We start from the raw sequence: 12,405 nt of genomic DNA, 5'->3' as shown, positions 1-12,405 counted from the left end.
AACTCCTTTGCCTAAGGGCGCCATTTACAGAAGTTATCCAGGATTTTAAGCCCCGGACGACCACTTTTCTCTGGATGGAACTGGACGGCCACCATATTATCCTTAGCCACTGCCGAAACGAAGACGATTCCATGATCTGTACGCCCACAGACAATGTCTTCATCAGCCGGGGCCGGAAAATAACTGTGGACAAAATAGAATTCATGGGCCGGATCAAGGCCGGAGAAGACCGGATGTTCCTTTTCCCAGCGTACCTGATTCCAGCCCATATGAGGAACCTTAAGTCTCTGCCCGGCTTTATCCAGAAGGGGGTCGGGGAATCTTTTTACTACCCCGGGTAAAAGTCCCAAACAGGGCGTCCCCCCATCCTCTTCACTGGCCTCAAATATGATCTGAGTCCCTAGACAGATCCCCATAAGAGGACGCCCCTGATGGACAGTCTCTTTTAAGAATTCCTCAAGCCCCAAGTCTTTAAGATCGGCCATGGCCTGACCCGCAGCCCCGACTCCCGGAAAGATGATCCTTTCAGCCCGACGGAGCCGATCAAGGTCGTGGGTGACCTCACAGGAGTAGCCCAGATACCTAAGAGCCCTGGCCACACTGGTCAGATTGCCGGCCCGATAATCGATAATCCCGATCATGATTACCTCGCCTCTTTATCGAATACGGGCCTGAATTTATATCTTCTCGCCCCCCCTGGCAAGAAAAGAACCGCATTCAGAAAAGAAAATCTTTTCCCATAAAGGGAACTTTTTTTCACATTCTCTAGGACTGTTCCCTTATTAAGAACTAAAAACTGGACCTCTAGGAGCCCTGAAAGAAAACATTTATATGGCACATAGTTTGTTATATACTTGATGGATACCATAGTGACACATAGCAAATTGTACAAAAACTCAAAAAAATCTCAGGGAGGTGGCCATGGTATTTCGAAAATGCCTTTTCTTTAGCCTTCTTCTCTCCCTTCTACTTGCTCCCTTTGCCCAAGCAGGGGATGTAGCCTTTGGAGGTGGAGGGATAAGCAGTGGAGAGGGAGGTAATTTGGCCGTCCCCGCAGACAGTGTGGATTTCCTCCCGTCCATAAGCCCGGGCGTCAGTCTCTCGCCGGCCCCGGTACCCTGGGTAGCCAACATAGCCGGCCCCCTGGGAGGGGTCACCTATGGGCCGGTAGCCTATGCCGGCTATCCGGGAGGGGCCTCTGGTTGGGTCCAATCCACCTACACCATTCCCAATTCAGGCTACTACTCTTTGTTCTTTCTGGTCAGCGACATCTACGACGAAATCTATGATTCAGCCCTGGCCATTGATAACATCTGGGTGGCCAAAAGCGATGGGGTGACCACTACAAGCTACTTCTCAGAGAGTTTCGAGGCCGGGATACCCGAAGATTGGACTGTCGGTGGTCATGCCGGGGTCTCAACCAATGTTCCCGGGGTGCCGGCCGTAAATGGTAATTACTTTGCCTATATCGATACCGTAGGAGAGACGGCCTATGATACCTATTATTTCACCGGCACCCTTACTGGAACTATCGATCTCGACACCGGAGATGTAACCGGAAGTTTTGCAAGCACCGATATCCCTCTAAGCGGCGAGTTTTATGGAAACTTTGATGGTCCTTATGGCTTTGGAAATGCTTACGGAGAGCTTTATACTACAAGTCTTTCCGGTGGCTGGGGCATCTATCCAGGTCAAGAGAGCCCCTATGAAGGCTATCTTGAGCTTTATGAAGGCTCTTATGGAGGGGAACTGGGTGTAGGAGTTGGACAGATCTCTGTGACGGCCCAAATATACGCCCAAATCAACGGATCCGATCTTTCGGGAGTCATAGAAGGAGAAGCCTCCCTCCCCTCTCCTGATAGCCCAGTGGTTGATACCTCACAGTGGGGCGGAACCACTGGGACATATCTTCAGTCCCCGACCTTTTACGCCGAAGCCGGGGCTATTGTGCACTTTTACGCCAACTTCCTGACCAACGATGGTGACGGCTATCCAGATTTTGCCTTGGCCCAGCTTCTTGATGCCAGCACTGGCAACCCGGTGGCCACTCTTTATACCGCGGATGCGGCTTCGTCTTTCGTCTACGGCCTTGATCCTAATTACCCGCTTCTTCCGCCAGGCGAGATTCCTCCTGGAGGGCCTTTTGAGTTTGAGGAGATACCAGTCAACCCTGATGTCATCTACTACTTTGATCCGGCGGTGGCCATCGGTTATGACTATGAGGTCAACGGCAACGCCTTTGCCTCCGTGCTCCTGCCAGACGAGACCAGCCTTTATGCTGGGGCAGACAATCTCTACGATCTCTGGCTTTTTGACAACGTAAGCGGCGAGTTCTTCGATACCGAGATTGACATCACCGGAGGCGTCCAGTTCTCCTTTCTGGATCTTGACCTTGACCTTGACGGCAATCCGGACTTCCCCAACGGGATAACCCTCTTCCGGATCCTGGGGATCGATCCTCGGGCCGGCCTTGATCCCAGTAATCCTCTGGCTTTTGTCACCGGACTTAGCTTTGTCAATGCCGGAACCGCCAAAGTCACCCAGACGCCTATCCCCACACCTGAGCCGGCAAGCCTCATCCTCCTAGGAAATGGCCTCCTTGGGGCCTGGTTCCTTAAAAGAAGAAAAGTCTCTAATTAGGAAAGAGGGAGGGCTCTAATAGGGCCCTCCCTCTTTCTGACGCTAAATAATTCCGGCTGGGGCAGGAAATCTGAGGGAGCTCCTTAGCGAGACAGACAGATCGTGTTTTAGACCGTCGTAGGCCAGAGCCACCGGATCATAGGGATAGTGGATGGCCAGGTAGCGTTCGATCATCAAGGTGGGCCAGTTATTGTGGGAGATATGGGTAAGAAAAACCTCTGAGGCCAGGGAGAGTCCGAGATCGGCAGCCTCATCAAGGCTGTTATGGTTTAAAGCCCCCTTCCCCGGCGGATAGGTAGCATCCACCAAGGCCAAGTGGGGACGGTGTCTCTCTAAGAAACGGCGGCTCTGGAGGGGACACCCCTTGGTATCCCAAAGGATGGCTAACCGTTGGTCGGTTTCTTCCTCCAGGATAAAATACCCCCAGGTGGGAACTCCAGCGTGGCTTAGAGGATAGGCAAAAACCTTAAAGCCTCCCAGGCTGTATGGCTCAAAGGGTTTAGGACAAAGAGACCTGAGGCCTGTCTTGAGAATAAAAGGTGGCCTTTTGACCGGCGGGGCCAAAAATGGAATTGGCCTCTTGTGCCAGCTTAGACGGGGAAGACCGGTAAGGTGGTCAGCATGCCAGTGAGTCAGTAAAACCCCGGCCAGGGATAGACCATCTACAAAGGGAACAACATCAAGACCGGCGTCCACTAATAGAGCTTCGCCCTTGAGGCCAATTATCAAGACAGCAGTAGGCCGGCGTTCAAAGGCCGACTGGCTACGGGCCTCTTGACAGCTAGGGCAATGACAACCTGGACAGGGAATCCCCTCAGAACCTGATGTCCCTAAAAAGAAAAGCCTCATGCCCGACAAATCTAGGTCGTTAGGGACCCGAGGACAAGTAAAAATTTTTGAAGATTGTGTTAAAATTAGGGTTAAACTTTAGCTCAGGTAGGCAATCCCATGGAGACGGTTACAATAGAAGGCGTTACTCTTTATCTCAGCCATCCAGATGAGCTGGATCTTTCCTGGGTAGGTCAGGAGGACCTTCTCCTTCAGGTCCTAGCAGCCTGGATGCTGGTTACTCCAGAAGACATACCCCTTAATCCTCGACTGGTAGGCCGCCCTGGGGTGGGAAAGACCACGTTGGCCTATATGGCTGCTAAAAGGCTGGGGCGAGAGGTCTATATCTTCCAGGCCACCGCTGACACGCGACCAGAGGATCTGCTGGTCACCCCGGTGATCTCTGAGGCGGGAAAGATCCGCTACATGGCCAGCCCTATCGTCACCGCCATGCTCCGCGGGGCCGTAGCCGTGATTGATGAGGCCAACCGCATGAGCGAAAAGAGCTGGGCCTCGCTAGCCCCCCTCCTTGATGCCCGACGTTACGTGGAATCCATCGTTGCCGGGGTAAAGATCAAGGCCCACCGGGACTTCCGTCTTTGTGTAACCATGAATGAAGACGCCTCTACCTTTGAAGTCCCGGAATATATCCATTCTCGATTAAAACCTATCATCCACGTAGATTTCCCGGAGGCTGAAGAGGAGCTAGCTATCCTAAAGGCCAATCTTCCTTTTGCTGAGGAGGAGATCCTCGACTACGTAGTCTCTTTTCTCCAGGCCGCCCATCGCGCTGGAGAGCCATATAGTGTTCGGGATGGAATCAACATCGCCCGGTACGCCTTAAAGTGTCTTTCAGCCGGGGTGGAAAAAGACAAGATTGCCGCTGTTAAGACGGCGATTGATCAGATCGTAGGTCGGGCGGCCTTTGTCTATCTACCTGGATCATCTGGACCAAGGTTAGCCCCGATAAACTAGGACATGTTGACCAAGGAGCTTGCCTCCTCAAAAATCACTATTCTCCCGGCCCTTCACGGAAGTCTTGAATTCGCCTGGGCTATAGGAAGACGCCTACAGAGGCTTTCTCCAGAGGCCATCGCCGTAGAGTTGCCCCCAACCCTCAAGGAGGCCGTCCTTAGAGGCGTCAGGAGGCTACCCTATCTGTCTGTGGTCACCTACGAAGATTCCCAGGGCCAAACCGTCTATCTGCTAATCGAGCCAGCGGATCCCTTCATTGAGGCCGTCCGTCAGGGGCTTGAAAGGGGAATCCCTGTCTTTTTCATCGATCGGGATACCGAGGGGTACCCCGATCTCCGGGACCCCCTACCTGACCCCTACGCCTTAAGTCGCCTGGGTTACGATACCTATTGTGGAGCGCTCCTCGAAAGAAAGTTTCCCAAGGGGCCTCAAGATGAACTCAGAGAGCAGACTATGGCCTATCATCTCCGCGAAATTGCCAAACTATATACAAGAGTGGTCTTTATCTGCGGTTTGGCCCATGCTCAGAACGTCATGAGGCTCCTTGAGGCCCCCCTGGCCCATCCCCTTGAGCGTTTAAGACGGCCGGGAGTGAAGCTATTTGCCCTTGATCGGATCTCGGCCCGGGAGGTCCTCTCTGAGCCGGCCTTCTTCCAGGCTGCCTATGAGGCCTCAAGGAAGGGAAACTTTAGTCCCCTTGATCGTTGGCATCTTTATGAAGACCTCCTTAGGGCCGGGGAAAAACGTCACCTTAAGGTAAACAAGGAGCGACTTGACCCCCATAGCCGCCAAGTTCTGGCCCAGTTTGCCCGCAACTATGCCTTGGCCACCGGCAGACTGACTCCGGATCTTTACCAGTTTATTGTAGCCTGCCGGGGGGCTGCGGGAGATGAATTTGCCTGGGAGGTATTGAAGGAGGCTACTGAGTATCCGTTCTTCCCCGACAGGGAAGATCTTCTTCCTATTCGAATTACTCTAGAAGATTTGCACCGGGCGGGAAAAAAGATCCGTTTCTTCCGACGCCTAAAGGGTCGCCGACGTCTAAGTCCTATAAGGCGCCCCCGGGAAAAAAGACCTGGAGAGTGGAAAAAGACCTTCCTGGGGATCAATATCTGCTCCTTCCCCCCCGAAGACGTAGTCGTTGAGGGCTTTGGGCGTCGAATGCAGGAGAAGGCCTTAAAGGTCTTGACTGAGGATCGTCGACGGGTAGAACCCTTTACGGTTTCCATGAGGGAAGGGCTCGATCTGCGGGAGACTATTCGCCATTTCTACCAAGGACGTCTCTACGTCTATGATCAGCCAGCCATCCGGGGCAAGGTGGGCTCGGTGGTGGTTATCTTTGATCCCGATGAGAAGACTCCAGAAGAATTCCCCTGGCGGCTTACCTGGCTTGGCGAACATGATCAGGAATCCGATATGGCCTTTTATGCCACTGCTGCCGGGGAGGTAATCATAGGACCGGGGATCTCCCGTTGCCACTATGGAGGATTTATGCTTACTTATCCACCCCAGCGTATCTACCCAGACATCTGGGAAGATCCCTACTTTGATCTGGCTCGCAACAAGCCCGAACGCCTTCTCTTGGCCGCCATCGACTATAGCCTTGAAAAATTCGTTGTCTATATTGCTCATAGACCCCCTACGGGGTTGGCTAAAACCTTTGCCCAGCGCCTGGGAAAAAAGGTGATCTATCTACCTTTGGGGCAGTTCTCGCCTAGTTTTCTAAAAAAGATTCGAACCTTTCACGTCCTCGATGGGCATCACGTCCGGACCTATGCTCACAAGTACATAGACCCTTAAGTTCCAGAAGCCTTGATCAGAAGATCTTTAAGACGAAATAGGCGGTCTCGAAGACGGGCGGCCTCTTCGAACTCAAGCCTCTGGGCCGCCTGACGCATGGCCTTCTCCGTCTGCGAGATGGCCGCTTTGAGTTGATTAAGATCGGAGAACTCTTGGTCGATCTCCTCTGGGACCAAGCGGGTAAGATCCAGATAGTCTGTCTCCTCAAGGCTAGCCAGAGCATCTTCGACTGAACGGATCACGGTTTTGGGAGTAATCCCGTGACGGCGATTATACTCTTCCTGGATCCTCCGACGTCGCTCCGTCTCGGCAATAGCCCGGGCCATTGAGCCTGTAATTTCATTAGCATAGAGGATCACCATACCGTTTACGTTTCGGGCCGCCCTTCCGGCCACTTGGATCAGAGAACGCTCTGACCTCAGAAATCCCTCCTTGTCGGCATCGAACACGGCCACTAAGGAGACCTCTGGAAGATCAAGCCCTTCTCTGAGGAGGTTGATCCCTACCAGGACGTCAAACTTCCCTTTACGCAGATCCCGAATAATTCGAGCCCGCTCCAGGGTCTTGATATCGGAATGAAGATAACGGACCTTAATCCCCAGGTTGGCGTAATATTCCGTAAGTTCTTCGGCCATCCGTTTTGTCAGGGTGGTTACCAGAACCCTCTCCCCTCGAGCCACCCGCTTTTTGATCTCTGCTAAGAGATCGTCTACCTGGTTGTCCGCTGGCCGGACCTCAATTTTAGGATCCATTAGGCCCGTAGGTCGGATGATCTGCTCAACCACGTAGGGCCCGGCCTTCTTAAGTTCGTAGTCTCCAGGTGTAGCCGAGACATAGACAACTTGGTTTACCCGGGCTTCAAACTCTTCAAAAGTAAGGGGCCGATTATCAAGGGCGGAAGGAAGCCGGAAACCATATTCAACTAAAGTCTCCTTTCGAGAACGATCCCCTCGATACATTCCTTGGAGCTGAGGAATGGTGATGTGGCTTTCATCGATAAAGATGAGGTAATCATCAGGGAAATAGTCGAGCAGGGTATAGGGGGGCTCCCCTGGCCGGCGGCCATCCAGATGGCGGGAGTAATTTTCTATGCCATGGCAGAAGCCGATCTCCTCCAGCATCTCCAAATCGAACATGGTCCGCTGAAGCAATCTTTTAGCCTCAAGCTCGCGGCCCTGTCTTGTAAACCAAGCCACCCGTTCCATGAGTTCAGTCTTGATAGAGGAAATGGCCTGCTTTAGACGATCTTTCGAGGTTACATAGTGGGATCCGGGATAGATGACCACTTCTTTAAGGGAACGAAGGACGCGCCCCCTCAAGGGATCTATCTCTCTGATGGCCTCGACCTCATCGCCGAAGAGTTCTATCCGGATAGCCTTTCGTTCTTCAGAGGCCGGGAAGATCTCGATAACATCCCCCCGCACCCGGAAAGTCCCCCGGGAGAAGGAATAGTCATTCCGTTCGTAGTGCATGGTTACCAGGCGCCGGATGATCTGATCCCGAGGGCGCTCTTCTGCCTGCCGAAGATAAAGATGCATTCGAGAATACTCCTCAGGAGAGCCCAGTCCATAAATACAGGAAACCGAGGCCACGATAATGACATCCCGTCGCGAAAGGAGGGCTGAAGTTGCGGAATGACGCAAGCGATCTATCAACTCGTTGATGGAGGCGTCCTTTTCGATGTAAGTATCGGTCTGGGGGATATAAGCCTCAGGCTGATAATAATCGTAATAAGAGACAAAATACTCCACGGCATTTTCTGGAAACAGCTGGCGGAATTCATTGTATAGCTGGGCCGCCAAGGTCTTGTTGGGGGCTATGATCAGGCTAGGCCGGCCCAGATGGGCAATAATATTGGCCATGGTAAAAGTTTTTCCACTCCCGGTAACCCCCAAAAGAACAGCGTGTTTAACCCCGGAGTTGATCCAGGAGACCAAGGTTTGGATGGCCTGGGGCTGATCCCCACGAGGCCGATGGGAGGAGACCAGTCTGAAAGGAGAAATGGGTCTCAATGGAGTCTTTTTTTCTTGAGGGAGAATCTCTTTTCTCATAATCTCTAAAGTCAAGGAAGTTTTTTTCTCATTTCTGACTCTAAAATAACATTATATATACCAATTTGGGTCAAAAAAACTGGCAAAAAGTTTGCTTTCCCTAGCCCAAAAAATTGGGGGGAGGTTGAAAAAGATGGTTCATACGGAAAGACGAACTTCGGAAAGGATTACCCTGGATGTCCCGATACAGCTTGAAAGACATCGTTTTCCCGAACTCATGTTGACGGACATCTCCACCACTGGTGCCCGCCTGATCTGTCCCAAGGGGGAGCCCCTCGGAGAAAAGATCTCCTTTTATCTTCCTTTCCCTCAAAAAATAAAGGGCCTCGTCCTATCCGGAAGGGTAATATGGGAAAATGAAATCCAGGGGCATCGCTATCTTGGCATTCATTTTGAGAGTCCCGATGAAGTAGATCGCCAGATACTGGAGGCTTATATTGATTATTTAAAGCGAGACAAGGTCATAAAAGAGGCAAAAAAGGTAATTAACGCCTATATTGACACATTTATGATGATTTTTGATCTCGGACTTGAAGTTTTAAAAAAAGAGCTTGCCAAAAGGGAAAAAGTACGTTATCTACATTAATATAAACAACCTAAGTATTTCATGGCCCGCTCTCCTCTTCCTCCTTTATTTGGGGGAGGGCTCCCCTCCCCCTCCCCCGTTTTTTAAAGCCCCTGTGAAAGGGCTTTAAATCTTTCTTCCCATTTAGAGCTAGCTATAAGAAGGCTTCTTTGGCAGGGCTCAAATCGACAAAGAGGGCTAAAGTCTGTAGTTTTAAGGATCAAAATAGCTGAGGGCTCCTGGCCCAAATCCCTGTAGAGCCGATAAAGCCTTAATCGGGCCTCATAATGACGGGGAAAAAGGTCGACAACTCTAGAAAGAAGAGCGACAGCTGCCCTTTTGTTTCCCTCTTGCTCCTTAATGTTTGCCAGAAGCCAGAGGGCCTCAGCATTGACCGGATCATCCTCAAGGATCTTTTTTAGAATTTTTGGTTTTGTCTGGGCCCAGGCCGGGGTCAAGCAAAAGCCTTTATTTGTTTTAAGCGGTGGAGGAATACTTCCGGCCAGGGAAGTTAAGGCCTCGGCCTCGGGTTTAAGGCCAAAACGATAAAAGGCAACTTGCAAAAGGCCATAGTAGTAGCCATCCTCCGGAAAGGTAGCCAGCCTTTTTAAAATCAGGTAAAGGGCCTCGTGGAGATCTCCGGAGTAGATGAGAGCCAAAGGCTCAAGGCGCATTCGCCTCTCCTCAAACCAGTAAAGCCTCGGCAGGGCATAAAGAGCCTTAAAGGCCTTTGAGCGACAGCCCAAACGGGCCAGGACTTCGGCCCTAAGTAGTAGAAGATCATCATCTTTGGATTTATTGAGAATCAGAAGGGCCTTATTTATCCGCCTCTGATCCAGCAAAACCTGAATCCGTTTGACAGCTGGAAGGTCAAGTTCTAGAAGCTGGGCTCCTAGCCCCAGGCGTAAAAGGGCTTCAAGATGTTCTCCTATCCAAGCTTCATCTACCTCTTTCAACATTCTGGGAAGCTCAGCCCAGAGTTGATCTTTGAGGTCGGGCCGAAATGGGGCCAAAAAGGTGAGAACCTCAAGGGCCTCTCTGGCCGGAGGCCTGGTCTTTAAAAAAAGATCATATCTGCCTGTAAGCCTATAGATCTTCCTCTTAAGTCTTAGAGTTTCTTGATCATTTAAGTCCCCTAAAAGGGCCAAGGCCTCCGGATAGCGGCGAAGCTTAATAAGAATCTGGACCAGACGAAGAGAGCGTTGCCGATCTTTGGCAATGGCTTGAGCTCTTTGGAGATAGCGGAGGGCTGATTGATAGAGCTGGCGCTTTTCAGAAATGGTGGCCAGCATATCCAAAGCCTCAGTGTCCCGAGGGGCAAAAGAGACAGCTCGGGAGAAAAGACGGAGGGCTCTGGAGAGATCTCCGGCCTCTAAACAAATCCTGCCCAATAACTTAAGGGCCTCTACGTCTTTAGGAACACGGTAAAGATAACTCTTAAGCTCCTTTTGGGCTGCAGAATTCCGGCCTTTTTGAAGCAAGATCTTGGCCAACGCCAGATGGGCCCAGGCCTCCTCTGGAAAACTGGCGGTAAGCTGGCGGAGGATAGGCATCGCTTCTTCAAGGCGATCCATAGCAATCAGACTCTGGGCATAGTTTTTGAGTACCAAGCGGTCCCGTTCCCCGGCGAGGTAGATATCCCGGAGATAGACCACCGCCTGGGAGGTCTTTTGAAGGGAGACCAAAGTAAGGGCCAAGGCCCTTTTGAGTTCCAGGTCATTGGAGAAAAATCCTAGCGAATCCCTCAGGAAGGGAAGGGCCTCCTCAAAGCGCCCCTGCCCATAAAGGGCCAGGGCCAATCCTCGTTTGGCCTCTGGATCCTGGGGATGAACCGAAAGGATCTCTCGATACTGATGTTCTGCTTGAGGGTAAAGCTTCTTCTTGAGCAGAAGGGAGGCCAGAAGAGATCGAGCCTTGTAGTTTTGAGGCGTTTTCTCCAGGTAAAGCCCCAACTCTCTAACGGCCTCCTCACTTTGGCCCAGCCTCTCCAGAACCTGGGCATATTCCCAGCGGGCCTGATCAAGACCTCCTCGTAACGACAGGAGCTCCTTGTAGGCCTCAGCTGCAGCCAAAAGGTCACCACGGCGCACGTAATCCCGGGCCTCAGCCCAGAGCCGTCTCCAGGGCGGAGCCGGGGCCTCGATCTCAATCTCAAGCTTTTTGGCGGGAACAGGGGTCTCTTTGTCCTGGGCCCAGGCCGACCCGAGAAGTTGTAGCCCCAGGAGGATCACTAGAAGAAAGGTCATCTTCTTGAGCTTCTTCGAGGGTCAATAGCCTCCTGGATAGCCTCTCCCAGGAGATTATAGCCCAAAACAGTAACTAAAATGGCCAGACCCGGGAAGACTGAAAGCCACCAAGCAATCTCAAGATTATCCTTGCCCTCGGTAAGCATGTTCCCCCATGAAGGAGTAGGGGGCTGAACCCCTATACCCAAGAAGGAAAGGGCACTTTCGGTAAGGATAGCTAAGCCTACCCCCAAAGTAGCCGAAACCAAAACCGGTGGAAGGGCGTTGGGAAGGATATGACGAAAGATTATGCGGTTATTAGTAGCCCCTATAGCCCGGGCCGCCAAGACAAACTCTCTCTCTTTAAGGCTCAAGAACTCAGCCCTTACCAGCCTGGCAATCCCCATCCACCCAGTGGCTCCAATAACAATCATGATATTCCAGATAGAAGGCTCGAGAAAGGCTATCACAGCAATAATCAAAAATATCGTCGGGAAACAGAGCATGATGTCCACAAAGCGCATAATGATTTGATCTACCAATCCCCCATAGTATCCGGAAATGGCCCCCAGGAGAATACCGATAGCCGTGGAGATCCCCACAGAGACGATCCCCACCAGAAGGGAAATCCTGGCCCCGTAAATCATCCGGGAAAGAACGTCCCGGCCCAGGGTATCTGTCCCCAGGGGGTGAGTTTTTGAGGGAGGCTGAAGGATGGCTTTGGTATCTATGGCTAAAGGATCATAAGGGGCAATCAGAGGAGATAAAACAGCCACCAGGAAGAGAATCCCCACGATAAACAAACCAGCAAATCCCAAGGGATTAAGGATCACCCTGGAGAGTAGATCCCTCATGATTTGACCCCCTTCCTTATCCGAGGATCGGCTAGGGCATAACCGATGTCGGCCAGAAGGTTGCCGAGCAGGGTCAGGATAGAAACAATCACCAGATTGCCCATCAGGACCGGATAATCTCTCATCATTACCGCCGTCCACATAAGCTGGCCTAGACCAGGGATGGCAAAGATGGATTCAAAGATTACCGATCCGCCGACCAGACCAGGAACAGAAAGTCCAAGGATTGTTATAAGGGGCAAAAGGGCGTTGCGGAGGGCATGCTTGTAGATAACCTTCCTTTCAGGAAGCCCCTTAGCCCGAGCTGTAACGATGTAATCCTGTCTTAAGACCTCAATCATTGAAGAACGCATATATCGGGAAAGCCCTGCTAATCCCCCAAAGGCCGAAACAAATACCGGGAGCAGAAGATGCCTGGCCCAGTCTAAAATTTTTTCAAGAAGAGAAAGTTCATGATAGCCCATCAG

Annotated in this window: 10 protein-coding genes; 4 read left to right on the top strand and 6 right to left on the bottom strand. The window is 51.7% G+C overall.

Features of this window, described 5'->3' with window-relative positions:
• Nucleotides 1–11: 11 nt before the first annotated feature.
• Nucleotides 12–641 (bottom strand): imidazole glycerol phosphate synthase subunit HisH, encoded by a 630-nt coding sequence (hisH, locus tag ACXJJX_RS07345; protein ID WP_456433675.1) that lies wholly within the window; start codon nucleotides 639–641, stop codon nucleotides 12–14.
• Nucleotides 642–921: 280 nt separating this feature from the next.
• On the opposite strand from hisH, the gene ACXJJX_RS07340 reads away from it, so the two are divergent.
• A complete protein-coding gene (locus ACXJJX_RS07340) occupies nucleotides 922–2,640 on the top strand; it encodes a PEP-CTERM sorting domain-containing protein (protein ID WP_456433673.1) in 1,719 nt (572 codons plus the stop codon).
• 42 nt (nucleotides 2,641–2,682) lie between these two features.
• On the opposite strand, the gene ACXJJX_RS07335 is transcribed toward ACXJJX_RS07340, so the two are convergent.
• Nucleotides 2,683–3,489, bottom strand: a complete 807-nt coding sequence (locus ACXJJX_RS07335; RefSeq protein WP_456433671.1) for an MBL fold metallo-hydrolase — start codon at nucleotides 3,487–3,489, stop codon at nucleotides 2,683–2,685.
• Nucleotides 3,490–3,588: 99 nt separating this feature from the next.
• On the opposite strand from ACXJJX_RS07335, the gene ACXJJX_RS07330 reads away from it, so the two are divergent.
• Together ACXJJX_RS07330 and ACXJJX_RS07325 are read left to right on the top strand one after the other, a co-directional pair.
• Nucleotides 3,589–4,443 (top strand): AAA family ATPase, encoded by an 855-nt coding sequence (locus ACXJJX_RS07330; protein WP_456433669.1) that lies wholly within the window; start codon nucleotides 3,589–3,591, stop codon nucleotides 4,441–4,443.
• Nucleotides 4,444–4,446: 3 nt separating this feature from the next.
• Entirely contained in the window at nucleotides 4,447–6,243 is a 1,797-nt protein-coding gene (locus tag ACXJJX_RS07325) for a hypothetical protein (protein WP_456433667.1), read from the top strand.
• Here ACXJJX_RS07325 and uvrB read toward each other — a convergent pair.
• Nucleotides 6,240–8,246: an excinuclease ABC subunit UvrB gene (gene uvrB, locus ACXJJX_RS07320; RefSeq protein WP_456433709.1), complete on the bottom strand. Its 2,007-nt coding sequence runs from the start codon at nucleotides 8,244–8,246 to the stop codon at nucleotides 6,240–6,242. The two genes, ACXJJX_RS07325 and uvrB, sit on opposite strands and share 4 nt — an antisense overlap.
• A gap of 181 nt (nucleotides 8,247–8,427) precedes the next feature.
• On the opposite strand from uvrB, the gene ACXJJX_RS07315 reads away from it, so the two are divergent.
• On the top strand, nucleotides 8,428–8,880 hold the full coding sequence (locus tag ACXJJX_RS07315) for a PilZ domain-containing protein (RefSeq protein ID WP_456433665.1): 453 nt from the start codon (nucleotides 8,428–8,430) through the stop codon (nucleotides 8,878–8,880).
• Between the two features lie 83 nt (nucleotides 8,881–8,963).
• Here the strand turns inward: ACXJJX_RS07315 and ACXJJX_RS07310 are convergent, their stop codons facing one another.
• The 3 genes from ACXJJX_RS07310 to ACXJJX_RS07300 form a co-directional block, all read right to left on the bottom strand.
• Nucleotides 8,964–11,105: a tetratricopeptide repeat protein gene (locus ACXJJX_RS07310; RefSeq protein ID WP_456433663.1), complete on the bottom strand. Its 2,142-nt coding sequence runs from the start codon at nucleotides 11,103–11,105 to the stop codon at nucleotides 8,964–8,966.
• Nucleotides 11,102–11,938, bottom strand: a complete 837-nt coding sequence (locus tag ACXJJX_RS07305; protein ID WP_456433661.1) for an ABC transporter permease — start codon at nucleotides 11,936–11,938, stop codon at nucleotides 11,102–11,104. The genes ACXJJX_RS07310 and ACXJJX_RS07305 overlap by 4 nt, the downstream gene beginning before the upstream one ends.
• Nucleotides 11,935–12,405: ABC transporter permease (locus tag ACXJJX_RS07300; protein ID WP_456433659.1), on the bottom strand; the 471-nt coding region annotated here is incomplete at its 5' end. The genes ACXJJX_RS07300 and ACXJJX_RS07305, both read right to left, overlap by 4 nt.

The sequence above is a fragment of the Thermosulfuriphilus sp. genome, assembly GCF_054026695.1.
Note: the sequence above shows the minus strand (reverse complement) of the source record. Positions and strands in the feature narration are given on the sequence as shown.